Origin of the sequence: Methylobacterium sp. ME121 (assembly GCF_000974725.1) — a bacterium.
GTDB lineage: Bacteria > Pseudomonadota > Alphaproteobacteria > Rhizobiales > Beijerinckiaceae > Methylobacterium > Methylobacterium radiotolerans.
On the sequence record NZ_BBUX01000005.1, the window covers coordinates 83497 to 109878 of the forward strand.

Here is a 26382-nt window from a genome sequence, read left to right on the forward strand (position 1 = left end):
GGCGTGTCCTTCCCGCCAGCGGTCTTCCGGAACGCCCCATCGTGCCGGTCGTTGCCGGGCTCGAAAGGGATCGGTCCGCAACGATGAACGCGCGCGTCAAAGCCTGGCTGGAGATCCTCGGCGACCTGTTCTGGCTCCGCCCGGCCCTCGTCGTCCTCGGCTGCATCCTGCTCGCCCAGTTCGGTGTCTGGCTGGAGACGGCCCACGTCGCCGGCTTCGATCCCTCCTCGCCGGACACGAACTGGGGCTATTCGGGCGGGGCCGAGGGCGCGCGGGCGCTGCTCAGCGCCATCGCCTCCTCGAACATCGGGGTTGCCGGCACGACCTTCTCCATCACCATCGCTGCCCTGACCCTGGCTTCCGGTCAGATGGGCCCCCGACTCCTGCGCAACTTCATCCGGGATGGCCGTAACCAGACCGTCCTCGGCATCTTTCTCGGTGCCTTCGCCTACGCGCTGATGGTTCTGCGCACGGTGCGGACGGTGGAGGAAGACCCGTTCGTCCCGCACCTCGCCATTACCGGCGCCCTCGTCCTCGCGCTGGTTGCGGTCGGCACGCTGGTCTGGTTCGTCCACCACATAGCCACGAGCATCAACATCGAGACCGTGGTCGACGCCGTCCAGCAGGACCTCTGCAAGGCCATCGCGACCCATACCCGGGACGAGCCGGGGGCCGACCGTCCCGGCAATCCTCCGACCGGAAGGGCCGTGGCCGCGACAGGCGGCGGCTACGTGCAGGCCCTCGACGAGGACGCCTTGGCGGACTGGGCCCACGAGCGCGGGATCTCGGTCACCCTGCGGGTACGGCCCGGCGACTACGTGCCGAGCGGTTTCCCGATCGCGTTTCTGTCCGCGCCAGTCGAGGGCGCCGAGACCGCCATTCTCGACGCGGTGACGCTGGGGCGGCGTCCCGCCGCGCTCCAGGATCCGGAATACTCGGTCCGGCAGTTGGTCGAGATCGCGGTCCGAGCTCTCTCGCCCGGCATCAACGACCCGTTCACCGCCGGCAGCGTCGTCGACCATCTCGGCGACGCGCTGTGCCGGATCGCGCCGCGGCACCTGCCCACCGGCGTGGTGCTGCGCGCGGGTCGCACCGTGCTGATCCATCCCGTCACGGACTACGACGGGCTGTGCGACGCCATGTTCCACATGATCCGGCAGAACGCGGCCGGGTCGGTCCACGTCCTGGGCCGGATGCTCGACGTGCTCGCCCGCGTCGCCGAGGTCGAGAGGCGGCCGGATCGGGCGGCGGACCTCGCCCGGCATGCCGGCCTCGTCATCGCCGCCGCCCGCCGCGACGTGGCGGACCCGTCCGACCTCGCCGACCTCGAGGATCGCTACTGCCGGCTCCGCGGCGCTGCACCAGATGGCGGCTAGTACGCACCCTCGTCGGGGATGTTCAGGATGTTGCCGCAGGCCTTGCAGTGCACGGCGTCCGGCTCGTGGCGCTGCAGCCCACAGGCGGTGCAGGGAAAGCGGACCTTGTAGGGGCGGAACACCACCTGCGCGAGGCGGAAGAACAGCGTCACGCCGCAGATCATCACGAAGACCGACAACAGCCGGCCGGTCGGTCCCGGAAGTGTGATGTCGCCGTAGCCCGTCGTCGTGAGCGACGTCACGGTGAAGTACAGGGCGTCGATCGGTGTCTGTATGGCTGGGTTGGAGCCGTGCTGGGTGGCGTAGACGATGCCGGTCATCGCGAAGACGAAGACCACGAGGTTGGTCGCGGCCAGGATCGCGTCCTCGTTGCGGCGGAACAGCCCGCTGTCCTGCCGCAGCCGCTCCAACAGGTGATAGGTGCGCAGCATGCGCAGCGTCCGCAGGATGCGCAGGAAGCCGACGCCCTCGACCAGCAACGGGGCGAGGAACGAGGTCACCGCCACGAGGTCCGTCCAGGTGCTCAGGTGCCGGAACTCGCGCAGCGGTGCGCGGCTGATGCGCAGGCGGGCGGCGAAGTCGAGGAGCACGCACAGACCCACCGCCACGTCGCAGGCGACGATCCAGGGGCTCAGCGGCAGGAACGAGGTGACGACCACGAAGGCGATGGTCGCCACGTCGAACACGAGCAGGGCGTAGCGGAAGCGGTGCGCGCGTCCGGTGTCCTCCTCGTAGAGTTCGCGCAGTGTCGCGGTGAACATCGTCATCGGTCGTCGGGCCGGAAGGGGCTGGATCTCAGGAATCCCGCACGATGCCGTACCCGGCCACGGCGCCTTCGGCACCATCCGAAAGCCACGACAGCAGCATCAGCATTCCCATCCCGAGGAGCAGGACCCCGGTCAGAGCGAGTATGAGATCGGACAGACGGCCCTCGATGGCGCCGGGACGGCGCCGCGGGAACTGACGGGGCATGATGCTCACCTGGTCCTCGGATGTCGGAGAGGTGACCGCGGCACGATGGAACGCGGCCGGTCCCGGTTCAGCAGCGAGGCAGTCGGGCCGGGGCGAGCCGCAGGACCAGCGCCCCGGCGGCCATGCAGGCGAGCGAGCCGAGCAGCACGCCGACCTTGGTCTCGGCCTCGAGCTCGGGGGCATGCGCGAAGGCGAGCAGGCCGATGAACAGGCTCATGGTGAAGCCGACGCCGCAGAGGAGCGAGACGCCGTAGACCTGCCACCATCCTGCATTGGCCGGGCGCTGTGCCAACCCGAGCTTCACGGCAGCGAAGACGAGGCCGAACACCCCGACCTGCTTGCCGACGAACAGGCCCAGCGCCACGCCGAGCGTCACGGGGTCGAAGAGCATGTGCGGCGTGATACCCGCCAGCGACACGCCGGCGTTGGCAAAGCCGAAGATCGGCAGGATGAGGTAGGCCGACCACGGATGGACCGCGTGCTCCAGGATATGCAGCGGCGAGGTCGGGTCGTCCGGCTTGCCGGCGCTGAGGCGCAACGGGATGGTCAGCGCCAGCAGCACGCCGGCGATGGTCGCGTGGACGCCCGACGCGAGCACGAACACCCAGAGGAGGATGCCGAGGAGCAGGTAGGGCCACAGGCGTGCCACGCCGGCCTTGTTGAGGCCGTAGAGCACGGCGAGCGTCGCCGCGGCCCCGCCCAGCATCGGGAGCGACAGGTCAGCGGTGTAGAACAGCGCGATGATCAGCACGGCCCCGAGGTCGTCGATGATGGCGAGCGCCGTCAGGAAGATCTTGAGTGAGACCGGCACCCGGGACCCGAGGAGAGCCAGGACGCCCAGCGCGAAGGCGATGTCGGTGGCGGCCGGGATGGCCCACCCCCGCAGCGTCTCGGGGGAGTTCCAGTTGACCGCGGTGTAGACGATGGCCGGCGCGGCCATGCCGCCGATCGCGGCCAGGCCGGGCAGCACCCGGTCTGGCCAGGTGCGCAGACGTCCGTCGAGCACCTCGCGCTTGATCTCCAGCCCGACGAGGAGGAAGAACACCGCCATCAGGGCGTCGTTGATCCAGTGCAGGACCGAGAGCGGGCCGAGATAGGCCTTGAGGGCTGCGAAGTAGGCGTCCTTGAGCGGCGAGTTGGCGACGGCCAGCGCCAGCGCGGCGCTGGCCATCAGGACGAGGCCGCCGCCGGCCTCGCTGACGAGCATGTTGCGGAGCGCCGACAGACGGCGGCGCGGCGGCCGCAGAGCGGCGCGGGAAGGGGACGACACGGGCACGGGTCTCCGGCGCTGGCGGCCCGACCAGCGCTCAACCTGCCGATCCGAACGACGGATCGCGCACCCTGCGCGGGCTATCGCATCGGAGCCGGGCTAACGCAACTCGCACTTGCGCGGCCTGCGAGAGGAACGAGCCCCGCAGGGCGAACCTCGAACCAGAGCATCTCGGGTCTGTCGTCGCCTGAGCCATCTGGCATAGCACGCGTTTTGTGCCCTCGCCGGGAGGAGGGACGATGCTGAGCGACGCGCCATGGGCTGTTCTGGAGCCGCCGGTTGAGGCGTGTCGGCCGAAGCCGAAGACACCACCGCAAGACCTCCGACGCACGCTCTCAGCAATCCAGCGGCGACGTCGGAACGGCGCCAAGTGGCGTGCAATCCCGCACGAGATCGAGCCGTGGTGGCGGGCCGCGCAGATCTTCATCCGGTGGTCGCGCGCTGGGGGCTGGGAGCGTCTGCTTGCTCTCGTGCAGGAGCGCGGCGTTCGGCTGGGCATGGTGTTCCTCGACGGCACCAACATGCGTGCGCATCAGAAAGCGGCCGGGGCGGCGAAAAGGGCGGATCTGCAGCCGGGCGAGATGATCGTGAGGCTCTTGGCCGATCGCGTGGCGGGTATGGGTCCAAGGCCTGCGTGATCGCCGACGGTGCAGGCCGCGCGATCGCCTTCCGGATCGCACCGGGGCAGGCCCATGAACTGCCGCACGCGCTGCCCTTGCTTGAGCAACTGCCGAGCGTTCCGCGATGGGTCGTCGCGGATCGCGGCTACTCCAGTCATCGCTTCCGGCAACACGTCCGGGACGCCGGGACAAAGCCCGCTATCCCGTCCAAGCGCAACGAGGCTCCCGCGCGCTGTCCGGAGTGGATCTACACCCACCGCAACATCGTCGAGCGGCTCTGGGCAAGGCTTAAGGAGTGGCGAGCCATCGCCACGCGCTACGAGAAGACCGCCGCCAGCTTCAGCGGCGTCCTCTGCCTCGCCGCAGCCCTCGATCACGTCAGGTCACGACAGGCCCTAGTCATCGTCGTGTTGGGCGGGACGCACACCGGCGGCCGTCGCGATCAGAACGGCCTCGGGCAAGGTGCGGACGCCCAGCGCCTCCATGACCCGGGCCCGGTGGATCTCCACCGTGCGTGGGCTCAGGCCCAGCGTACGAGCGATGGTCTTGTTGGTCCCGCCAGCGAGCAAGCCCTCCAGCACCGCGCGCTCGCGCGGGGAAAGCGCCACGATCCGGCTCCGAGCCTCGTTGCTCCCGCGCGCCCGATCCGCCTCGGCGTGGATCTCGGCGAGCGCCGTCTTGACGGCGAACAGCAGCGCCTCCGGTGCACAGGGAGCTTCGAGGAAATCGACCGCTCCCGCCTTCATAACGCGGACCCCGAAGCCGATATCGCCCCCGCTTGCGCCGACCGCCACCATGGGCAGGTGCGCGCGTGCCGTCTTCAACTCACTTGCGACGACGATGTCGCCGGCTTCCTCCAGGTTGAACACGACGCAGCCCGGCCTCAGCGAGCCTGTCATCTTGAGGAGAGCCTGAACGGCCGCAAAGGCTTGCACCTCGTAGCCGCCAGCCTGTAGGGCCTCGACAAGGTCACGCCGGGCATCATCTCTACCCGCGATCACGTAAGCGCGTAGGCCGGTATCGACGGTGATGTCCTGCGCGATACCGCCGGCTGACCGGCTCCGTCCGTCAATCCCCGGGATCGAGAAGAAGGTATCGCGGATGCGGCGCACGGCGTCATCCGAGGCGCGCAGGATGCGGTACTCCAACACGAGTGTCTCGCCACCGCCAACCCGCTCCAGCGCCTGCGCGGCGGCATCTCGGTCGTCCGGGTGGACGCTGGCGAGCCAGCGCGCGAGGTCCGGCATGTCCTCGGCGGGCATGCCCCAGACCTGCTCAAAGGCCGGGCTGAGGTAATCAAGCCGTCCACTCTCCAGATCGGCGAGCCAGAGCACGTTGGCCGAATGCTCGGCGAAGCGCCGGAAGCGCTCCTCGGTCAAGCGCAAGGCACTCGCCTTCTGTAGGCGGTCGATCACCGGCCCGAGAATAATGGCGTAGGTGCGCAGAAATTCAGTGTCCTCGTTGCCGAAGTCGCGCCGTTCGGTCGCGTCCACCTCCAGCAGGCCGTAAGCCTTCCGGCCCGGCAGAAAGATCGGCACGTTGGCGAATGCGATGACCCCGGCCTCCTTCATGAAGGCGGGGACATCGAAGCGCTCCTCCTCGCGGATGTCTTGCGTGATGATCGGCAAGCCTTCCCTGATCGCGAAGGTCTCGGAGGAGCGCTCTCTGATGGGTAGGCGCAGCCGGCCAACGATGCCCGGAGCCCAGCCGACGCCGGCCCTCACGAAGAGCACCTGTCCATCCTCTTGGATTTCCAGGATCTTGGCGCGGGTGATGCCGCAAGCCTCGGCGACGAGACGGCAGGCCTCGGTGAGCACCTCGTCGAGGTTCTCGCTGCGCAGGACGAACTCGCCGAAGTCGGCCAGAACCTGCTGGCGCTTCATCATCTGCTCTTGGCTGGGCATCGGAATTCCCCGGCGCGGAGCGATGAGGCGCTCGTCAGCGAAGAACCGTGGCTCGGACCATGCGGAGCACCTCACTCACCTGTGTGAACACCGCGAGCCGATCTTGGGTTCAAGGCGGGTGAGCGACGTCAACTGAGCCCGGCGATGTGCCCGAAACTGGGCGTTTTATGGCGATCAGGGGGCGGTTGCTCAGGCTCAATAAGTTCGCCGGAACGCTGGGCCCCTACGTCGGATTGCAGGATCGGGCACCTACCTTGTGATGCGCTTCGGCGCGATGGGGTCGCTTGCCGGGAAGGTCTCCTCGACGGCTTCGTCGAGCAACTGGTCCTGGCGCTTCTCCAAATCCTCGTCGGGTACGCGGGGCCCCGGGGCCGCATCTGCAGCCCGGTCGGGGTCGCCCAGGTTCGAGACGCGCTTCCCAACGCCGTCGATGGCGGGTGGCTTTGCTGGCCCGGTGTTCGACATGGAGCCCTCGCATCCTCGTCTGCCTCTACGACGCGAGCTCAAATGGCGCCCCTCGTTGGGTGTGATAGCCGGATCCGTCCTAAGTGCGATCCTGGCTGGTCAATCAGCCCGGTATGATCCCTCAAGGCGCCGCCTGGATGGCTGCTTGGGCCACCGCGCCCATATTCGGGAGAATTCTCAGCATTCGTAGCCGATCCACGGAGCGGATAGTCTTGCAAAGGGTCACTTCGAACCCCTTTTGAGCCGCGCAAGACGTACGATCGGCCGCCACCCGAGCCTCAAACAGACGGGTCGCGAACGGCCAGACTACGTCACGTCGGGTCGTCCGCGCGCGCAGGACCGGGCGTTCAGCTAGGTCCGCGTTAGCGAGGCAGTCAAGGCGTATCGGGCGGACCGATGGCGAACCGTAGGGCTGCTCTTGCCGCGGCGGGGAGCCCGGATAGAGTGGCTGCCCCCTGCCGCGCCGGGTTGACGGCGTCAGCCTCGATCCCATTCACCTCCTGCCACGAGCCGCGCCAACCCGGATGTTGTCCTCGCCATCCCCAGATCTATCCGCCTTCCACGAGTTTCTCGGCGAGGGCGGCCTCATCACCGATGCCGCCAGCTTGACGCGCTACACCCACGATCAGCGCGCGTTGATGCAGGGGCAGACGCCTGGCGTCCTGCGCCCGCGCTCGACCGAAGACGTCCAGGAAATCGTCCGTCTGGCAGCGCGCCTCGGCTTCGGCCTCGTGCCTCAAGGAGGCAACACCAGCTATGTCGGCGGTGCCACGCCCGAACCCGGCCGCGGGCAGCTCGTCGTGACGCTCGAGCGGATGAGCCGGATCCGATCCGTCGACGCGACGGGCTTCACTCTTGCCTGCGACGCCGGCACGATCCTCGCCGACGCGCAGGCGGCTGCCGAGGCACGCGGCTGTCTGCTGCCGCTGAGCCTCGGTGCCGAGGGCAGCTGCCGTCTCGGCGGCAACGTCGGAACCAACGCCGGGGGCCTGCAGGTGCTACGCTACGGCATGACCCGGGACCTCGTGCTCGGCTTGGAGGTCGTGCTGCCGGACGGATCGCTGTTCTCCGACATGCGAACCTTGCGCAAGAACAACATCGGCTATGATCTGAAGCAGCTCTTCATCGGCGCCGAGGGTACGCTCGGCATCGTGACCGGGGTGGTGCTCAAGCTCTGGCCCGCGCAGACACGGCGTGCCACGGCTTGGGTGCAACTCGCGGCCGGCGCACCTATCCCGGCGATCGCCGCTCTGGTCCGACGGGAGACCGCTGACCTCGCCTCAGCCTTCGAGCTCATCTCGGCCTCATCGCTGGGTCTCGTCGCCGACATGCGCGGCGCCGAACTCGGGCTCGCGTCCGGTCCCGGCGGCGCGGTGCTGCTGGAACTCTCCGCATCCTCGGAGCGCATCCCGCTCGACGATATCCTTTCGGGCACTCTGGAAGCGCTGATCGAGGCTGGTCACGTCGAGGATGCTGCGCTCGCCCAGTCGGAGCGGCAGCGGCGCGAGATGTGGACGATCCGCGAGACCATCCCTGAGGCGGAGAAGCACGCCGGCGGATCGGTCAAGCTCGACATCGCTGTGCCGACTTCGGCGGTCGCCGACTTCCTGAACCAGGCCGGCGCGGTCGTGGAGGCGCATGCTCCGGGCACGCGTCTGTCGGTCTACGGCCATGTCGGAGATGGCAACATTCACTTCAATCTGATGGTGCCGCCGGGCCGCGATCGGATCGCCTTCACGCGAGAGATCGAGGCGGGCGTCGCTCACGCGGTCTACGCGGTGGCGCTCGACCTCGGCGGGAGCTTCAGCGCCGAATACGGCATCGGCCGGTTCAAGCGCGACTTGCTGAGCCGCTACGGCGATCCGACCCGCCTGGCCCTACTCGGCGCTCTCAAGCAGGCCATTGATCCGCATGGATTCATGAATGCGGGGGCGATGATCTGACCGGAACGTCCAGCGCGGGCTAGGCCGCATCCGTGATCTCGCTTTCATACCTGTCGGCTGGCCACATATCAGGGTCGGGCCGCTCGCAGGCTGCCGCGATTTCATCAGTCGGGCCGTCGTGCTCCGATGTGTAGGGCCTCCGTCCGAGCGCGCTGGTCCTCTTTCTCTTCCCGGATAGCTGCCTGCAGCTCGTCTGCCCTGGTCGGGGCCAGAGTCAGAGGAGAGCAGGGCACCGCGTGACGGATCGGACCGGGGGAGAGGCCTCCGGCGGCCGTCGCGGAGAACCCAGATGGCTCTTGCAATCTCCGACGCGCCTGTCGCCCCGGCCGAGCGCGCCAACCTCTATCAGCAGATCACCGACCGGATCATCGCCCAGCTCGAGGCCGGCTGCGTCCCGTGGGTCCAACCCTGGGGCAGGGGGCCTGGAACGGCCACGATCGCGATGCCGCGCAACGCCAGTACGGCCCGGGCCTATAGCGGCATCAACGTCATGCTGCTCTGGGACGCCGCCGTCGCCCACGGCTACGCCACCCAGCGCTGGCTCACCTTCAACCAGGTCCGGGCGCTCGGCGGCTCCGTCCGCTGCGGCGAGCAAGGCACGATGGTGGTCTACGCCGCCCGGTTCACGCCCAAGGACGAGCGCTGGCGCGCCGATCGCGAAGGCGGTGACGCCCGCGCCATACCCTTTCTGAAGCGCTTCACGGTCTTCAACGTCGCCCAGTGCGAAGGTCTGCCGGACGAACTCTCCTCACCGATGCGTCCGCCGCGCGAGGACCTGATTGTCCCGCGTTTCCGCGAGCTGATGGACGCCTCCGGTGTCACCATCCGGATCGGTGGTGACAAGGCACTCTACAGCCCGAGCCAGGATGTCGTCGTGCTGCCGCCGCCGGAGGCCTTCCACGAGTCGATCAACTTCCACCGGACCGCGGCCCACGAACTGTCGCACGCCACCGGCCACGCCTCGCGCCTGGACCGCCTGATGAAGACCCGCCACGGAAGCCCTTGCTACGCACGTGAGGAGCTCGTGGCCGAGATCTCTGCGGCTTTCGTCTGTACCAGCCTCGGCATCGTCCCGACGGTTCGCCATGCCGACTACATCGGCGCCTGGCTGGAGGTGCTGCGCGAGGACAACCGTGCGATCGTCCGGGCCGCGTCGCAGGCCAGCAAGGCCGCAGACTGGCTGCTCGGCCGCCTGCGCGGGTTTGAGGCCGTCGTAGCGGAAGAGGACGACCGTGCTGCCGGTGCTGCAGCTCATCAGGGGCCAGCCTGATGCGCTTCTGTCACAGGCATAGACCCGAGCCTATAAGGATACGTCCTGCAAGCGGGCGGCCTTCCTGCACAAGCAGCGCCGTGAGCGCGAGGTGCTATCCCTGTTCGCCGACCAGATCGCCGCCACACAGCACGATCCGGACGAGGAGATGGCACTGCGTACCGTCCGATGGGTGGGGGCCGAGCGTGACCGACGCCGGGAACGAGCTGCTGGTTGGCGCCGGGCTCGCGCGCGGCCCTTCGCCCTGGAACCGGACCTGCGCCGCACGATCGGCAGTTTGTGGCGGACATGCCTGTATCCGGCTGACGAAAGCTACCTCGCCGAACTGCTCCATCAGATCGCCGTCGGACGCCTCGATCCGACCCGACCACCGTAGATCTTCCATACCCCGACCCTGGTCCGGGCGACATCGAATCCCGATCGCATCGAGCACTTGGCATAGTCGGCCGATACGCGGCAGGTCCGCATCCGCCGCTGCATCGCCCCGATCTGGCTTCGCGAGGACCTGCAGGGGCGGGGAGGGCGGCCATGATCCCACAACCGGGACACAACGGTGGGCCACCGCGCGATGACCGGCCGGTGCAAGCACTGCCGGCATTGGCAGGCGCCATCGGCCGAAGAGCAGCGTGCCTACGAGTGGTTCCACCTCGGCCTGTCACGCCATCGCGTCAGGCGGCCGACGGGTGCCTGTGACCGCAATCTGATCGGTCACTGCTCGCCTCCGGCCTTCAGCGCCACCACGGCCGAATTTGACTGTCGAAACCTCGAGGCCTCGCCTCCGCCTCTATCGCAAAGGGGAGGGGGCCTCGTAACGGTTGGGAAAGTCGGTCACGTCGTCTGGCAGGGAAGGGAGGAGGAGATACCCGCCCGCTTCCTGCAGACTGAATTCGATTTGTGACGATATGCTATCGCTGATGGTCCTACAATCGAGTTTGGATCAACGTGTAGGAGATCCCGATGCCGAAATGGACAAAAAACAGCTTCTGCCTCATCCGCCGGATCTTCCGATCGAGGAACGGGTCTGGCGCTATCAGCATAACATTTGAGTGATCCGCGAGTCCGGATGCCCAGTGCCTTCGAGTGCCTATATCGATACACTTGATCTCGTTGAGATCGAGATCTGGTTCCAAGACAGTGCCGATTGTCGCGATCGACTCGACACCCTCAGCGGAAAGTTGGACGGGCTGATCCGCGATGACGATCGGCCACCTCCAGAGTGAGAGGGGGCGCTTCGCTTCGTGACGGGATCGAGAATCGGGGAGAGGCCCCGGCGCCCGTCGCGGAGATCCAGACGATGGCCAACATCCCTCAGAAGCTCACCCTCGCACCCGCCCAGCCAATCCCCTTCAACAAGCTGGTGCTCAGCCAGTCCAACGTCCGACAGGTCAAGGCGGGCGAGTCGATCGAGGATCTTGCGGCATCGATCGAGCGGCGCGGCGGCCTGATCCAGAGCCTGCATGTCCGACCGGTGCTCGACGAGGCCGGTCGGGAGACCGGCATGTACGAGGTGCCCGCCGGCGGACGGCGCTACCGGGCTCTGGAGCTCCTGATCAAGAAGAAGCGTCTCACCCGGACCGCACCGATCCCTTGCATCGTCTCTGATCCGAGCAGCGCCGTTCTGGCCGAGGAGATCTCCCTGGCCGAGAACATCGAGCGTGCCCCGCTGCACCCGCTCGACCAGTTCCGCGCCTTCAAGGTGATGCTCGACAGGGGGATGACCGAGGAGACGATCGCAGCGGCCTTCACCATCCCGGTCCAGGTGGTCAAGCAGCGCCTGCGCCTGACCGCGGTCGCTCCGGCTCTCCTCGACGTCTTTGCCGACGACGGCATGACTTTGGAGCAGCTCATGGCCTTCACGATCACCGACGATCACGCCCGTCAGGTCCAGGTCTGGGAGGCGGTCCGCGGATCGTGGCAGAAAGAGCCCTACCAGATCCGCCAGAGGCTCACCGAGCGCACGGTGCCGGCCGGCGACAAGCGCGCCCTGTTCGTCGGCGTCGAGGCATACGAGGCTGCGGGCGGCGTCATGCTGCGCGACCTGTTCCAGTCCGACGGCGGCGGCTGGCTGCACGACGTCGCACTCCTCGATCGCCTCGTCGACGCTAAACTCAAGACCGCCGCCGCCGAGATCGCCGCCGAGGGTTGGAAGTGGGTCGAGGCAGCGCCCGCGCTCCCCTACGGCCATCAGATCGGCCTCCGCCACCTCAAGGGCGAGATCGTCGACGTCACGGCCGAGGAACGCGCAACCATCGTCGCGTTGAAGGTCGAGCAGCAGAAGCTCCTCGACGCGTATGACAGCGCCGAACTCCCCGACGCCGTCGACGAACGCCTCGGCGAGATCGAGGAAGCCCTCGACGAGCTCGCCGAGCGGCCACTCCGTTACGTCCCGGCCGAGATCGCGCGGGCAGGGGCTTTCGTGAGCATCCGTCACGACGGCCGGCTCCAGATCCAGCGCGGCTATGTCCGGCCCGAGGATGAGCCGCCGGCCGCCGATGGCCAGGGTGTCGCCGAGCCGGATCAGACCGAGAGCGAGCAGGGCCAATCTGCACTGGGCTCAACGGAAGCCGCCGCCATGCCCACGATCCAGCGTAGCGTGATCACCATCGGTGGCTACCCGGTCGACTCCGAACCGGAGAAGGAAGACGGCATCCGACCGCTACCGGACCGGCTCCTCGCCGAGCTGACGGCGCACCGCACACTGGCCCTGCGCGAGGCGCTGGCGAGCAACCCGGAGGTCGCGCTGACGGCACTGCTGCACAAGCTCGTGGTGGATGCCTTCCACCATGCCACGGCGACGGGCTGCCTTCAGGTCACGGTCCGAGAAGCGCATCTCATGTCCGCGACCGAGGATCTGGCTGACTGCGCTTCCAGCCGCTCCATCGCCGAGCGCCACGAGGCCTGGGCCGCTAAGGTGCCTGAGAATGACGATGCGCTCTGGGATTGGCTGGCCGGCCTCGACGCGGCGAGCCGGATGGCACTCTTGGCGCACTGCGTCAGCTTCGGCCTCAACGCCCAGTACGAGAAGCCGAACCCGTACAGCGGCTTTGGTGTCTCCGAGCACGGCCTCAAAGTTCGCCTCGGCCAAGCCGATCGACTGGCGCGGGCGACCGGCCTCGACATGGCCGCGGCAGGGTGGCGGCCCACGGTCGCGACCTACCTCGGCCGGGTGCCCAAGGCTCGCATCCTCGAAGCCGTGCGCGAGGGTGCGGGCCAACGAGAGGCCCAGCGGATCGACCATCTCAAGAAGGCCGATATGGCGCGGGAGGCTGAGCGCCTGCTGGCGGACACCGGCTGGCTGCCGGAACCGCTGCGCCTGGATCTGTCCGACGGTATCTCGGCGGTGCCGGACGAGCCGTTCCACGCCGTCGCAGCCGAGTGAGCCGCCGGTATCCGGGGCGCCCGCATCGGCGCTCGGGGCCGCCCTCAGGCCGCGATCCGCCGCTTCCCGGGCTTCCGCTTCCCAACAGCGGCCACAGATTGTCCCGGCCGCTCTTTCGCCTCGGCGACCGGTCGTCCGAGGCCGTGCTTCCGAGCGAGGGCGGAGCGGAACTCGGAGTAGCCCGGCGCCGTCATTGGATAGTCGGGCGGCAGGCCCCACTTCTCTCGGTACGTGTCCGGCGACAGACCACGCTTGCCGAGATGGCGGCGGAGCGACTTGTACGGCCGGCCGTCTTCGAAGCTGATCAGCGCCTCGTGGGTGATCGAGCGGGCGAACTCGGCCTTCGTGAGCCTCGGCCCGGGTTGCGGGTCCGCGGCCGCGCCGCACTTGGCCAAAGCCGCGTGAATCGCGCCGATCATGCGGGTTACCTCGCCCGCCCGCACGGAGTTGCTCGCCACATAGGCGACCACGATATCGGTCACCAGCTCTATGATCGGCCGCGGGCGCGGATCATCGGTCTTCATGGTGTCGAAGCGACTCCTGGATCTGAGACAATAGCTCGATGTGATCTGTGGCCGGAGGGCACGTCAATTCGACATCTGTACCCTGACGGATCGCGCGAGGCTATCTCAGCCGCAAAAGCTTGCAGACATTGGCCCGGTTCAATGGAGCATTGGGCTCGCGATCAGAGGTTCCCAGTGATCGAACGAAATCGACGGCGGTTTCGAGAGCATCCCAGCCTCCGCGCGTTCGATCCTTTAGATGTCTGAGCATCGGCGCTGCCACCACTGGGCTTGCGATGCCCGGTGTCGACTCGTCGTGATCCCCTGCCTTGCCCGCTTTGCCGTTGGAGCGGCGAGGGGGATATCTATTTCGGCAATCCGGAATATCTGAAGGAGATATCCATGCCCCTCTTCGTCAGGGATTAGAGCGTCGACGCGCTCTCCGAGGAGCTCATGGCGATCAAGGGCACCAACAAAACCGAAGCGGTCCGGCAGGCACTCCAGAATGAGATCGCCCGGGAAAAAAGCAAGGCCCACCTCGGGGAGCAATCCGCGGCGTTCGCCCGTCAGCTTCGAACGCGTGCGGGACCGGATCCCGAGCGGGTCGACAAGGCGTTCATCGATGGGCTGTTCGAGCGTGGCTGAGGGGGCGACCGATGTTCGTTGATGCCTCCGCGCTCATAGCCATCCTCCCCGACGAAGCGGATGCCCGCGCCCTGGGGGTCCGACTGCAGCAGGCGCGCCGACGCATGACCTCGCCCCTGGCCGTGTGGGAGACCGCGGTAGCGGTGGCCCGCATCCTCGACCTGCCGATCACCGAGGCGCGCAATGCGGTAGGGGGTATCTCGACCTCGCCGGCATCCAAGTCCTGGCCGTGCTGCCCGGGGCCGCGATCAGTGCCCTCGACGCCTACGACCGCTTCGGCAAATGCCGGCATCCAGGGGCCCTCAACATCGGCGACCGCTTCGACTGCGACTGTGCCTGCACGTACCGGCCCCCGCTGCTTTACAAGGGCGACGACTTCCCGCTCACCGACATCGAGGCCGGGTGAGGCCGACGGTTCGCCTGCGACCCCTCCTGCCTGTTCGACCGCCCGCTCACCACGCGACCTCTGACGATGGCTTGATCTAGCCGGGTCCGCTGACGCCTCGGCCGTCTGGCCGCAACGGCGGCCGGGTATGTTTCTTCCGGTGCTGGCTCCGCCCCTCTGCGGGGGCCGAGTCCGGCATTCCATCGCGAAGCAAGAAACCCGCCCGGCCGCCATCCTCCGCTGCGCTTCGGCCTGCACACCCCACCCCACGCGGCGAGCCGCGTGGGGACCCCATGGGGCAGGTGCGGCGCCGGCCGCCTCCGGCTTTCCGATCGCCATCGAGGCCGCGGCGGTCGCGGGCTCGGCGACAGGCAACGGGAAACACCATGGCGACCATCGGCACCTTCACCCGCACCCAGGACGGCTACGTCGGCGAGATCGTCACCCTCACCGTCAGGGCACGCAACGTCCGCCTCGTCCCGAACACGGCGATGAACGAGAATGCCCCGAGCCACCGGATCTACGCCCGCGGAGCCGAGATCGGAGCGGCTTGGACCAAGCTCTCGGAGGAGCAGCGCGAGTATCTGAGCCTGAAGCTCGACGATCCCAGCTTCCCCGCCCCGATTTACGCCAAGCTCTTCGACGACGAGCAGGGCGACACGGCGACGCTGATCTGGTCTCGGCCCAACGGGCGCCGCGACTGAGCGGCTTGCCTAGAGCGATGTTCATCTCCATCGCGAGGCCGGTGCCCTTCAGGCCCTCCTTGGCCTCGACCGCGTTCCACAACACCTCGGAGGCACCGCGATCGTCGCGGCCGTCGATGGCCGTACGGAACCAGGCGGGGACCTCGGCCGGCAGGCTAAGCTCGGCGTGGGTGACATGCTCCTTGGCGCCGTAGTCGAACACCTGACCGGTGGCCGCGCAGGTCAGTTCGGTGGCGCGCCGATATGCGGCCGCGGCGACGGCGCTTCGGCCCTCGGCTCTGCTGATGATCTGCGCGCTGAGATGGTAGATCGCCAAGCCCGCCCCCGAGGGCTTGGATAGCACTGCCAGCGGGGAAATCAAGAATTTCCCCATAAGTGCGCCCTTCGCCAAAGCTCCGGGATCACGCAGAGGCACTATGCGCCGTAGATCTGCATAGACTCGATCCCTATCGGTCCAGAAATCCACACAAAATCAATTCGCTCGATGCAACGGCAAGCTGTCAGATGGTGCGGCCGGCTGCCACCAAATCTTTGAGAGATGCAGAATATCTGAACGATCCACGTAGCAGATCACTTCGCATCGGGCGGGACGCTTGCTATCCTGTGATCGCACATTCTTCCCGTGGTCATGGAATCCTGCACGACATGGCAAGGCTGCAATCCCGTAAGACGATCCTCAAGGAGATCGCCGCTCTCCAGGAGAAATTGAAAGAGCACGACAAGGCACAGGCCGAGCGGATCGGGCGCCTCGCCCTCAGGTCCGGTCTCGCCACGCTGGATATTCCTGAAGCCTCGTTGATGGCCGAGTTCGAAATCCTGGCGACGCGATTTCGCCAGCAGGCCGCTGCCGAGCCACAACAGACCGGAGAGGAGTCCCAAGGAGAAGGAAGCGAAGCTGACGGGATCGGCGATCCCGGAAGCTCCTCGACGGACGCGAGCGACGCCGAGGCAGCGACTGATCCGGCGCCTGCGGCGGTTGGAAAGACAGCTCGTGAACGCGCGGCGTGACGAGCGGCGCACCGACGCGCACCTCAAGATCCAGCTCGGCGGTCTGATCGTGAAGGCAGGACTTGCCGCCATGCCACGCGATCAGCTTCTCGGCCTGCTCTTGGATGGAAAGGAGCGTGCCCGGGATCCCGACACCGCCGAGCATTTCGTGCGGCTCGGAGAAAATGCATTCCGGGAATGAAGTGGTGGGCTGCTGCGGCGATCGCGGCCGCAATCCTCGCGATCTACCTCGTCATGCTCCTAGTCATCTGGCCTTGGATGCTGTGGTGCTTCCCGTATAATCCGGGCTACACGCTCGCCTATCGGTCCTGCCGGGTGGCGACGATCGTGGCGCCGGCGATCTTCTTGATGGGCGCCTCAGGCTTGTCGAGAAAGACCGACCTCGGCCGGGTGGTCGCTGGAGTCGGCTCCCTGGTCCTGCTCGGCCTCATCGGCTGGACGGTATTTGACGAGGTCCGTCGTCTCAGCCGGTTCTCGCCGGCCTATCCCGTCGGCCAGATCCTCCACTTCGTCGACGTGCCGCTGTTCTGCGGATGCATGTTCGCGCTGTTCGTGGTGATCGTGGCCCCGCTCGTTTCCCTGGTGAAGGTGCGGCGCACGGCGCGCGGCTACGATCGGCCGTTGCGCTCGAATTCGGCGGCCTTCGGTGACGCAGAGTGGGCGAAGATGAAGCACGTCGCCGAACTGTTTCCGCCGGACGGTCTGATGCCGATCGGAGAGCGCTACAGGGTCGATCTGGACGATCGGGCAACCCGGGTGTTCGACCCCTCGGATGCCAAGACGTGGGGCTCGGGTGGCAAGCGTCCGCTGATGGGCTTCAACTGCAATTTCGGTTCGACCCACGGCCTCGTCTTCGCTGGATCCGGTGGCTTCAAGACCACCGGTTTCGTCGTGCCGATCCTGCTGCGCTGGCCGCACAATGCTGTCGTCCTCGATCCCTCGCTGGAGGTGCATCCGATGGTCAGCAAGTTCCGGGAGAAGATGAAGCCGGGCGTCGAACGCAAGGTGATCCGGATCGATCCCAACGAGGAGAACAGCGGCTTCAACGTGCTCGACTGGATCGGCACGGGCTTGGGAAGTCCCGAGGAGGATATCGCCGCCGTCACATCCTGGATGACGACCGGAAAGGTGACGCGCGACGATCCGAATTCGTTCTTCCGCAACTCCGCCCAGCAGCTCCTGCGGGGGCTGCTCGGATACATCTGCCTCAACGCATCCTATGAGGGTCCGCGGACCTTGCGCGCCATGCGGGAGATGATTTCCGATGACGAGCCGCGCTTTCGGGCGCGGCTGCGCGAAATCGTCGATGCCGAGGAGGAAGGCTCATTCGCACGGCTGGCGCTCGGTCCGTTCATGGCCATGACAGAGACGACGTTCTCGGGCATCTATTCCACGGCCTCGGAGATGACCGACTGGCTGTCCTATGCGCGCTATGCCGGCCTCGTTTCGGGCGGATCCTTTTCCAGCCAGGACCTGGCGACGAGCGACATGGATGTCTTCGTCTGCCTCGACATCAAGACCCTCGATAACCACTCCGGCCTGGCCCGGGTGATCTTCGGCGCCCTGCTGAATGCCCTCTACAACGCCGACGGCAGGGTCAGGGAACGGGTCGCATTCCTGATGGACGAGGCGGCCCGCCTCGGCCACATGAAGATCATCGAGACGGCCCGGGATGCCGGCCGGAAGTACGGCATCACCATGGTGATGGTGTACCAATCGATCGGTCAGCTGCGCGATCAATGGGGCGGAAAGGACGCGCTGTCGGCGTGGCTGGAGTCGACGTCCTGGCAGTCCTTCAGCGCGATCTCTGACCTCGACACGGCCAAGTGGCTGTCTGAGCGTTGCGGGTCCTATACGCAGAATATCGTGTCCTTCAGCCAGCAAGCTCGTTCGGGCGGCGGAAAAGGCGGGGGCGGTGTGAGCGTGTCGGCCTCGACCGCGCTGCAGAAGCGCCCGCTGATCTTCCCGGATGAGATCATGTCGGTCATGCGCCGGGATGAGCAGCTCCTGTTCGTGGCCGGTATCGCCCCGATCCGCTGCGGCCGACCGATCTATTTCCGCCGCCCCGAGATGGTAGCGTTGTGCGGTCAGAACCGGTTCGCCAAAGCCGGCCACCCGATAGACGTGGCGACAGAGCGGACGGCCATCGGATCTGAAGATGCAGCGTAGACATATGCTGAGCCTCTTTTACCGCCCAGTCCAACCAAGCCAAATCGCCTCAGGGCCTGGGCTTGATCTGTTTGGTCATGGGGATGTCCGCGATGGGTGGATATGCGACTGTCCGCTTCCCAAGCGCAGAACGCATTAAGCAGACCCTGTTGTGCGCCCGCCTGCGACTGATTTCATTGTCAAAGCTTCGGACCGATGCCAGGCGCTGCCCCAAGCTGCGCAAGACGAGAAACAGTATGTTGTCGTATCGGCGAGGATACCGCTCATTAGTAGGAGCTGCAATCTACTTGAAGTTATATCAGTTCCAAACAATTGCGATATAATCTTTGGTGTGGTTTCTGCGTCATAGTCCTTCAGCTGGGGAGTTGCGATCAGATCCGCTTGCGACGCAGCCGCTACGGTGCGGTGCATCGGATCGATTTCATGGCCGCGGCTTCCGATACCCAGAGCGAGCGAAATGCGCGGTTCGGTCTGCTCTATCGCTCCTACCAAACTGCGCTGCTGCGCTTCCTCACCAACCGAGTTGGCCGAGAGGACGCACCTGACCTGGTTCAGGAAACCTTCGTACGTATGGTTCAGAGCGGTACGGACCCCGGCGTCATTCGGAACGACAGGGCATTTCTCTTCCATGTCGCAGGCAATGTGGTCGCCGACCATGGCCGAGCAACCCGCCGCCGCAACCGGCTCCTCACGCCCGACGAGGTGGATGCCCTTCTATCCGTGCCCGACGAGTCTGCGCGGCCCGATCGGGCCGCGCAGGCGCGTATCGAGGGGCAGCACCTGGCCCGCGCGCTCGCCGAGATGCCGCCGCGACGCGCCGAGGCGTTTCGGCTGAGTCGGCTGAATGGCCTGAGCCATCAGGCCATCGCGAGCCGTCTCGGCGTGTCGGTCCGGACGGTGGAGGGGGAGATCCGGATGGCCCTCGATCACTGCGCCGAGCGGCTCGGCCGGCGGCCCCCGAACCCGTGATTGCGGGGGCGACCGGCCCGGAACGTCGAATGACTGGGGCAATGGGCGTATGGCATAGCCGCAGCGGCGGTACGGACACCGAGTGGAGCGTTTGCGGAGAGCATGACGACGGCCCACGACGATAACGGGCATCGCGACGCGGCGCACGCCCGCATCGAGGGGCAGGCCCGGGCCTGGGTTGTCCGCCTGACATCGGGCTCGGCCACAAAGGCCGATGCGGAAGAATGTGCGGCTTGGCGAGCGGATCCGGAGCACGATGCCGCGTTCCTGGCTGCCGCCCGCCTCTGGCAACTGACGGGGCGTGCCTTCGACGGGGGAGCGGCTGTGACCGGCCGGCAGACCTCCGCCCGGCCGACACGCCGCCACGTCCTACGCCGGGCGGCCTGGGGGGTCGGAGCCGCATCGATCGCTGCGGGTTGCGGCGCCGTCGCCCTGCGCTGGCCGGAACTCAGCGCGACCTACCGCACCGGCACCGGTGAGCTCCGGACGATCATCCTTGCGGATGGCACGCGGCTCGAACTCGATGCCGAGACGTCCCTTGATGAGGGCGGTGCGGACCGGCGGCCGGTGCTGCGCCTCCACACCGGCGCGGTCGCGGTCACCGCCACGGACGGCGTGCCGGTGACGGTGCAGGCCGCCGGCATGCGCGCGACGACCAGTGGATCCGCCGGCGAACTCGCCGTCAGCTGCCGTCCGGCGCCCGACGCAGCGGGCTGGTTCGGCGGCCGAGTCGTCACGGTCTCGTGCCTCGCCGGGGGGGTTGAGGTCAGGGAGAGCGACGCGGCAGCCTCGACCCTGCTTCGCGCTGGATACAGCATCGCGGTCGGACGTGGTCCGGCGGCCCCGCATCCCCTGGACAACGCCACGACAGCCTGGCGCCGCGGCCTGCTCGTCTTCCGGGATACCCCGCTCGCCACGGTGGTGGACGATCTCAACCGCTACCGGCCCGGACGGATCGTGCTAGCCGGCAGCGTGGCCGCGTCGCGCCGCGTGACAGGCGTATTCCATCTCGACCGGCCAGACGAGGCGTTGACCAGCATCCGCACCGCGCTCGGCCTCGCCGAGTACCGCCTGGGCGAGCGCCTCATCCTCCTGCGCTAGCAGCCACAAGTTTTTTTGCGGGCTTCGCCAGCCCAGACGTCTCAGCACCCGGGCAGGCACGGACGACCTGCCGATGAGCGGCGGCACGCCGCGCGGGGACGGTGGGCTGATGAGCGGGCGGGACGCATGGGACGCAGTACGCGGTGCAGGACGAGACGGACGTCGGATGGCGGCAGGATTGAGCGGTCTCGCGGTGCTCGTCGCCGCCATCCCGAGTCCGGCCTCGTCGGCGATTGCGGCGGGACCGGATCTCGGGCAGGCGATCAGGCCGGTTATTCGCGTCGCGGCATCGCACCCAGCTGAGGACGGGGCAGTAGTCTTCACGATCCCGGCCGGTCCCCTGGACGAGGCACTGGCCGCCTTCGCGTCGGCGAGCGGCGTGCAACTGATCTACGATGCCCAGACCTCCGGGCGGCTCAACTCTACCGGGTTGTCCGGCCGCTACAGCCGTGATGAGGGGCTGCGGCGGTTGCTCACCGGGACCGGCTTGGTGCCGCACTTCACAAGCGCGCGCTCGGCGACCCTGATCCGCGTCGTGGCCGAGGCCGTGCTGCCCGAACAGGACGGGACCGCCGTCACCCTCGACATGCTGGAAGTGATGGGCGAGAGCGCGGTCGGTCCCGTCAACGGCTACGTCGCGCGCCGCAGCGCGACGGCTACGAAGACCGGCACGCCGATCCTCGATACCCCTCAGGCGATCAACGTGATCGGCCGAAAGGAGATCGAAGATCGACAGGCCCAGACGCTGACTCAGGCGCTTCAGTATACCCCCGGCGTCATCGGCCAGTACGGCAACACCGATCTGCGGGTCGATTGGCTAACCGTGAGGGGCTTCGTGCCTGGCCGCTATCTCGACGGCCTGCGCCTACCCTTCGGCGCCCGCGGCTACTCGCAACCGCGCATCGAACCCTACGGGCTGGAGCGCATCGAGCTCTTGAAGGGGCCGTCCTCCGGACTCTACGGTCAAAACTCGCCCGGCGGGCTCCTGAACCTGGTCAGCAAGCGGCCGAGTTCGGTTCCGCTCGGCGAGATCCAGCTTCAGACCGGCAGCTTCGGTCGCGTCCAGGGCGCGTTCGACCTGTCCGGGCCCATCGATCCCGACGGACGCATTCTCTACCGGCTCACCGGTCTCGCGCGCACCACTGGCACGCAGGTCGATTTCCTGGAGGAAGACCGGGTCTTCATCGCGCCGAGCGTGACGTTTCGCCCGGACTCCGACACCAGCCTGACGATCCTGTCGCAGTACCTAAAGATCGACTCGCCCGGGGGCGGCGCACCTCAAGCCCTACCAACGCTCGGCACCCTCTACGCCAACCCGCTGGGGCGCATTCCCACCCGCCGCTTCATCGGCGAGCCAAACTACGACCGCTTCCGCCTGGAGCAGGGTTTCGTCGGCTACGCCTTCGAGCATCGCTTCAACGACGTCTGGACCGTGCGGCAGAACCTGCGTTTCTCGCACGTCGATACCGACACGCAGCGCGTGCAGGGTATCGCCCTCGGCGCCGACCGGCGAACCCTGTCGCGCTACGCCTGGGCCTTCCCCGAACGCGCGAACCTTTTCAACATCGACAACCAGGCCGAGGCGCGCTTTCACACTGGCCCCTTCGCCCATACGTTGCTCATCGGCCTCGACTACCTGCGCGAGGATGCGCGCTATGACGAGTCGCAGCTGCGCATCGTGCCGTCGATCAACGTGTTCGCGCCGGTGTACGCCAACACCGTGACGCGCCCGCCGGTCGGCACGCGGATCACGCAGGGCCGCAACCAGACGGGCCTGTACGCTCAGGACGAGATCCGCATCGGCGGCTTCACCCTGACGCTCAGCGGGCGGCAGGACTGGGCCGATGCGGTGACCCGCACCCGCACGGTGGCAACTGGCGCGACTACCCAGGTTCGACAGGACGACGCAGCTTTCACGGGGCGTGTCGGACTGAGCTACCTCTTCGACGGCGGCCTCGCGCCTTATGTCAGCTACGCCACGTCCTTCCTGCCGACCTCCGGCACGAACCGGCTCGGATCCCCCTTCGCGCCAACCACCGGTGAGCAGATCGAGGCCGGCATCAAGGCACAACCCGTGGGCACCAACCTGCTCATCACGGGCGCCGTGTTCGATCTGACCCAGCAGAACGTGCTGACGCCCGACAGCTCGGACTTCCGCTTCAACACCCAGGCGGGCGAGGCACGCGTCCGTGGCGTGGAGCTGGAGGCGAAGGCGAGCTTGACGGACAGCCTCGACCTGATCGCCTCCTACGCCGCGATGCGCAGCGAGTTCACACGGGCGAACGCCAACGCGGCTGGAACCAGCATCGTGGGCAACGAACTGCCTTTCGTGCCGCGGCACCAAGCGGCCGCGTGGCTCGACTATACCGTTCGGACCGGACCCTGGGCCGGCTTCGGGTTCGGGGCCGGTGTGCGCTACATCGGCACCTCGGTCGGCGACAACGCCAATCTCTACCGGATCCCGGTGGTGACGCTGGTGGATGCCGCGATCCGCTACGATTTCGGTTACCGCTACCCTGCCCTGAAAGGTGTCGATCTGGCGGTCAACGCGACGAACCTGTTCGATAAGACCTACGTGACGACCTGCATCGCGGCGACCGGCTGTTACTACGGCAACCGGCAGACAATCCTGGCGACACTGCGCTATCGCTGGTAGTAACATTAAAAGTCGGGGTGCTGATTTGCACCCCGATGGTGGCACTCTACGAAAGCCGACGTTGCCCGACGGTTGATGAATGGCCGCTTTCGGGAGGTCCCATTGACTGTCTGAACGGCTGACATGGGTCGGTAGCAGGCCGTCCGCTTTTCCCGCGGACCTTCTCCGAAGCGGATCGGCAGCTTGCGGCCAGCATCTGCCGCAGCCTAGTGTTTGGATGAACGTCTCAGAAGGGTGGATTTCTGCCTGACTGCTCTCGAGCGGATAAGCGAAGAAGCAGACATCGCCGTCGCACCCGATCCCGATACTTTCAGCAACTGTAACGTCAAAATGTCGCTTTAGGGCACCGCGCTGGGCCCGTGCAGCGGTGGGATCGCTCTCTGAACTCGGCCGAACGCCTGGAGGGAGCGTGGCGGGGGAGAGCGAGTCGATGGCCCCGACACCGTCAGAGTGGCCAAAACTTGATTGTGCGCTAACTGGTCATCGAGTCCGTCGCGGACGGGGGGAACGATCCATGACTAAACGCCTTCGGACCATCGCCACCGGTCTCGCGGTCTTGATCGCCAGCACGGGCGCAGGCCTCGCGGAGGACCATGGAACGCACGGCGCGGTTACCCTGCCGGATGCCGCGAGCGCGGCCTATCAACCGGGACCGCCGAACCTACCGAAGGGCACGCAAATCAGCATGGTCTCGGGCGATCCGAGCAAGCCCGGCCCCTTTGTCCTGCGGGTGAAGTTTCCCGCCAACACGGTGATCGCGCCCCATACCCATTCCGAAGCCGAGACGCTGACGATCCTCTCGGGCTCGATCTATCACGAGCACGGCACGACCATCGACAGGGCGAAAGGCAAGGAGTTGCGCACGGGCGGCTTCGTGTTCCTGCCTAAGGATATGCCGCATTCGCTCTGGACCACCGAGCAGCCGGTAGAGCTTCAGGTGAATGGCTCTGGGCCCTTCGGGTTGAATTACATCAACCCCGCCGACGACCCGAGCAAGTCGGTTCAGTAGATCTGATCCGTCGTGGGGATGGCTCCTGCATGAGCGTGGCTGCTGCTTCGACAGCGACCACATCTTGGCACCGAGATGCCGTCAGTCGGAGCGGGAGCCATCCACCCATCTGCTTTGATGCGGCCTGGCGCTGATGCGGACATTGCTGCCGCTGCCCTCTGTCCTTTGCTCGGTCCAAGTGGGCTGGCAGCGGATTGGCTCTGGGCTTGCCGTCATATCCAGACAGATATAGCGATAGGTTGGATTGCCATCAATCAGTAGGCTCTGAGGAACGAGATGAAGATATCCGCTCGTAACCGGCTCAAGGGTAAGATCGTCGAGATCACCAAAGGCGCAACAACCGCCCACGTGCGCATTGATGTCGGTAACGGTACGACGGTGACGTCCTCCATCACAAACGAAGCCGTTGACGAGCTAGATCTCAAGGTTGGCCAGGATGCCTATGCCGTTGTGAAGGCATCCGATGTCATGATCGCGGTCGACTAACGATGATCATCTCCCGCGCCATCCTCGCCGCCGGGCTCGTGGCCCTCTCAGTCAACACGGCCAGGGCTGAGGATGCCCCGGCCTGCGCGAGCTTCGCATGGTCGGTGGCGCGGGAGCGTGCCGCTTTCGGCGCGCCGGGCCTGCCCGCGCTCGCGTCCGGCTCAGCGCTATCGGGCAGTGTCGGCGCGGCGCAAATCGCCCTTAAGCCAGCCGCGGAAGTCGCGCTGCCGGTCCCATCCGAGAAGGAAGCAAAGCCCGAAACCTTTGCAGACTTCGTGACCGCTACGGTGCCAGCCGCTGGGATGTATCAGGTGACGCTTTCGGACGAGGCCTGGATCGATGTCAGCCAAGATGGCCGCTCCACCATCAAGCCCTCGGCCCACAGCGGAAAGAAGGGCTGCCCAGAGGTGCGCAAGAGCGTTCGCTTCGCCCTGGACGCCGGTGCTGTGACGATCGAGATCAGCCGCGCGTCGAGCCCGCAGATCAAGCTCGACCTCCTAAACGCCGAGTAGCTGCACCCCTGCGTGGGGGATCCTCGGCGAGCCTACCCGGGTCGAAGAGTGAATGGCCGCTTTGCAGAAGCGCCGACTGCGGTTCTGGCGGCTGGATTGGGTCGCCAACGGAACGTCTGCATATGCCCGCTCTACGAAGCTTCGGTTCGGGTCTCTTCTCGCCTCGTCGGCACGGGCCGGCGAGGAGATAGACGATGGGACACTCTGCACACGATCCGGCCACGAAAGGGCGGCCAGCCTGGAACGCTGGCCGCAAGCTCGGCGCCAAGCGCGCCCTCAAACCTCAGCAGGTCTGGGCCATCCGGTTCTGGCTCGACCGCGAACGGCGCACGCGCGACCGCGCAATGTTCGACCTAGCGATCGACAGCAAGCTGCGCGGCTGCGACATCGTCAAACTCAGGATCGGCGACCTGGTCAGCGGCGGTCGCGTCCGTAGCCGGGCGATCGTCATCCAGCGCAAGACCGGACGGCCGGTGCAGTTCGAGCTGCTCGAACCCGCCCGTGCCAGCATCCTGGCATGGCTGGAGGCCAGGGGCGGAACACTCGACGACTTTGCCTTCCCCAGCAGGCTCGACGGCGTGACGCACATCAGCACTCGTCAGTATGCGCGCTTAGTCGATGAGTGGGTCACCGGCATCGGGCTGCGTAGCGAGGACTACGGGACCCACTCCCTGCGCCGCACGAAGGCGTCGTTGATCTACAAGCGGACCGGCAACCTGCGGGCGGTTCAGATCCTGCTCGGCCATACCAAGATCGAGAGCACAGTCAGGTACCTCGGTGTGGATGTTGAGGATGCTCTGACCCTGGCCGAAGGGACAGAGATTTGAGCGTTCGGCCCCTCGGCTTCTGCGTCGAGGGGCTCCGAGACCAGCCCAGCAGCAATGCGCCCAACGCAGTCGTACACGAACGGTCGAACGACCCCGAAAGCGGAAGTGTTTTCCGCCGCTGCTCCAGCAGTGATGAGCCTATTGCGGCCGCTCAGCTGAACGCGACGGCTCTCCGGTGAGCAGCCGATCTCGCCGGCTGCCGCAGCAGG

At 66.7% G+C, this 26382-nt stretch carries 23 protein-coding genes and 3 pseudogenes; 19 read left to right on the plus strand and 7 right to left on the minus strand.

What is annotated here, in order from left to right; translation table 11 throughout:
- Positions 1 to 83 precede the first annotated feature (83 nt).
- Positions 84 to 1376: a DUF2254 domain-containing protein gene (locus tag ME121_RS06285; protein WP_024827236.1), complete on the plus strand. Its 1293-nt coding sequence runs from the start codon at positions 84 to 86 to the stop codon at positions 1374 to 1376.
- Here the strand turns inward: ME121_RS06285 and ME121_RS06290 are convergent.
- Genes ME121_RS06290 through nhaA form a run of 3 tightly spaced genes read right to left on the minus strand, consistent with a single transcriptional unit; the run spans position 1373 to position 3555 of the window.
- Positions 1373 to 2143 (minus strand): potassium channel family protein, encoded by a 771-nt coding sequence (locus ME121_RS06290; protein WP_012329771.1) that lies wholly within the window; start codon positions 2141 to 2143, stop codon positions 1373 to 1375. The two genes, ME121_RS06285 and ME121_RS06290, sit on opposite strands and share 4 nt — an antisense overlap.
- Positions 2144 to 2171: 28 nt before the next feature.
- Positions 2172 to 2357 carry a hypothetical protein gene (locus tag ME121_RS06295; RefSeq protein WP_043342450.1) on the minus strand — a complete coding sequence of 62 codons (186 nt, stop codon included), beginning with the start codon at positions 2355 to 2357 and terminating at the stop codon, positions 2172 to 2174.
- Between the two features lie 58 nt (positions 2358 to 2415).
- Complete coding sequence (gene nhaA, locus ME121_RS06300; protein WP_051252272.1) at positions 2416 to 3555, minus strand: Na+/H+ antiporter NhaA; 1140 nt, start codon at positions 3553 to 3555, stop codon at positions 2416 to 2418.
- A 302-nt stretch (positions 3556 to 3857) separates the two neighbouring features.
- On the opposite strand from nhaA, the pseudogene ME121_RS33355 reads away from it, so the two are divergent.
- Positions 3858 to 4621, plus strand: a pseudogene (locus ME121_RS33355) (IS5 family transposase); the annotation flags it as partial.
- Positions 4622 to 4633: 12 nt separating this feature from the next.
- Here the strand turns inward: ME121_RS33355 and ME121_RS06310 are convergent.
- Positions 4634 to 6142, minus strand: a complete 1509-nt coding sequence (locus ME121_RS06310; protein WP_024827234.1) for a LuxR C-terminal-related transcriptional regulator — start codon at positions 6140 to 6142, stop codon at positions 4634 to 4636.
- 249 nt (positions 6143 to 6391) lie between these two features.
- Entirely contained in the window at positions 6392 to 6607 is a 216-nt protein-coding gene (locus ME121_RS06315; protein ID WP_012329775.1) for a hypothetical protein, read from the minus strand.
- A gap of 605 nt (positions 6608 to 7212) precedes the next feature.
- On the opposite strand from ME121_RS06315, the gene ME121_RS06320 reads away from it, so the two are divergent.
- The 4 genes from ME121_RS06320 (at position 7213) to ME121_RS06335 (ending at position 13199) form a co-directional block, all read left to right on the plus strand.
- Positions 7213 to 8550: an FAD-binding oxidoreductase gene (locus ME121_RS06320; protein ID WP_246753158.1), complete on the plus strand. Its 1338-nt coding sequence runs from the start codon at positions 7213 to 7215 to the stop codon at positions 8548 to 8550.
- Between the two features lie 289 nt (positions 8551 to 8839).
- Positions 8840 to 9820: an ArdC family protein gene (locus tag ME121_RS06325; protein ID WP_012329777.1), complete on the plus strand. Its 981-nt coding sequence runs from the start codon at positions 8840 to 8842 to the stop codon at positions 9818 to 9820.
- 91 nt (positions 9821 to 9911) lie between these two features.
- On the plus strand, positions 9912 to 10196 hold the full coding sequence (locus tag ME121_RS33360) for a hypothetical protein (RefSeq protein ID WP_143739235.1): 285 nt from the start codon (positions 9912 to 9914) through the stop codon (positions 10194 to 10196).
- 918 nt (positions 10197 to 11114) lie between these two features.
- Entirely contained in the window at positions 11115 to 13199 is a 2085-nt protein-coding gene (locus ME121_RS06335) for a ParB/RepB/Spo0J family partition protein (protein ID WP_059408518.1), read from the plus strand.
- A gap of 44 nt (positions 13200 to 13243) precedes the next feature.
- Here ME121_RS06335 and ME121_RS06340 read toward each other — a convergent pair whose 3' ends face one another.
- Positions 13244 to 13723 (minus strand): Ros/MucR family transcriptional regulator, encoded by a 480-nt coding sequence (locus ME121_RS06340; protein ID WP_059408519.1) that lies wholly within the window; start codon positions 13721 to 13723, stop codon positions 13244 to 13246.
- 420 nt (positions 13724 to 14143) lie between these two features.
- Between ME121_RS06340 and ME121_RS06345 the strand changes: the two are divergent.
- The 3 genes and pseudogenes from ME121_RS06345 to ME121_RS06355 form a co-directional block, all read left to right on the plus strand.
- A pseudogene (locus ME121_RS06345) lies at positions 14144 to 14347 on the plus strand (type II toxin-antitoxin system VapB family antitoxin); the annotation flags it as partial.
- A 229-nt stretch (positions 14348 to 14576) separates the two neighbouring features.
- On the plus strand, positions 14577 to 14753 hold the full coding sequence (locus ME121_RS33365; RefSeq protein ID WP_306419129.1) for a type II toxin-antitoxin system VapC family toxin: 177 nt from the start codon (positions 14577 to 14579) through the stop codon (positions 14751 to 14753).
- A gap of 365 nt (positions 14754 to 15118) precedes the next feature.
- Entirely contained in the window at positions 15119 to 15436 is a 318-nt protein-coding gene (locus ME121_RS06355; RefSeq protein ID WP_012329781.1) for a DUF736 domain-containing protein, read from the plus strand.
- 49 nt (positions 15437 to 15485) lie between these two features.
- Here the strand turns inward: ME121_RS06355 and ME121_RS33370 are convergent.
- A pseudogene (locus ME121_RS33370) lies at positions 15486 to 15809 on the minus strand (MobA/MobL family protein); the annotation flags it as partial.
- A 272-nt stretch (positions 15810 to 16081) separates the two neighbouring features.
- Here ME121_RS33370 and ME121_RS06360 point away from each other — a divergent pair.
- The 10 genes from ME121_RS06360 to ME121_RS06405 all read left to right on the plus strand — a co-directional run bounded on the left by ME121_RS06360 (position 16082) and on the right by ME121_RS06405 (position 26173).
- A complete protein-coding gene (locus ME121_RS06360; protein WP_012329823.1) occupies positions 16082 to 16444 on the plus strand; it encodes a TraC family protein in 363 nt (120 codons plus the stop codon).
- The gene (locus ME121_RS06365; RefSeq protein WP_059408520.1) at positions 16428 to 16625 is read left to right on the plus strand and encodes a conjugal transfer protein TraD; all 198 of its coding nucleotides are present in this window, start codon (positions 16428 to 16430) and stop codon (positions 16623 to 16625) included. The genes ME121_RS06360 and ME121_RS06365 overlap by 17 nt, the downstream gene beginning before the upstream one ends.
- Complete coding sequence (locus ME121_RS06370) at positions 16622 to 18613, plus strand: conjugal transfer protein TraG (protein ID WP_012329821.1); 1992 nt, start codon at positions 16622 to 16624, stop codon at positions 18611 to 18613. Before ME121_RS06365 ends, ME121_RS06370 begins: the two co-directional genes overlap by 4 nt.
- Before the next feature lie 423 nt (positions 18614 to 19036).
- Positions 19037 to 19582, plus strand: a complete 546-nt coding sequence (locus ME121_RS06375; RefSeq protein WP_012329812.1) for an RNA polymerase sigma factor — start codon at positions 19037 to 19039, stop codon at positions 19580 to 19582.
- Between the two features lie 102 nt (positions 19583 to 19684).
- A complete protein-coding gene (locus tag ME121_RS06380; protein WP_012329811.1) occupies positions 19685 to 20683 on the plus strand; it encodes a FecR family protein in 999 nt (332 codons plus the stop codon).
- A gap of 166 nt (positions 20684 to 20849) precedes the next feature.
- A complete protein-coding gene (locus ME121_RS06385) occupies positions 20850 to 23339 on the plus strand; it encodes a TonB-dependent siderophore receptor (protein WP_059408521.1) in 2490 nt (829 codons plus the stop codon).
- A gap of 514 nt (positions 23340 to 23853) precedes the next feature.
- Complete coding sequence (locus ME121_RS06390; protein WP_059408522.1) at positions 23854 to 24348, plus strand: cupin domain-containing protein; 495 nt, start codon at positions 23854 to 23856, stop codon at positions 24346 to 24348.
- A gap of 276 nt (positions 24349 to 24624) precedes the next feature.
- Positions 24625 to 24834 (plus strand): TOBE domain-containing protein, encoded by a 210-nt coding sequence (locus ME121_RS06395; RefSeq protein ID WP_059408523.1) that lies wholly within the window; start codon positions 24625 to 24627, stop codon positions 24832 to 24834.
- 2 nt (positions 24835 to 24836) lie between these two features.
- A complete protein-coding gene (locus ME121_RS06400) occupies positions 24837 to 25346 on the plus strand; it encodes a hypothetical protein (protein WP_059408524.1) in 510 nt (169 codons plus the stop codon).
- Between the two features lie 194 nt (positions 25347 to 25540).
- Positions 25541 to 26173, plus strand: coding sequence for a tyrosine-type recombinase/integrase (locus ME121_RS06405; RefSeq protein ID WP_012329807.1), 633 nt, complete (start codon positions 25541 to 25543; stop codon positions 26171 to 26173).
- Positions 26174 to 26382: the final 209 nt, after the last annotated feature.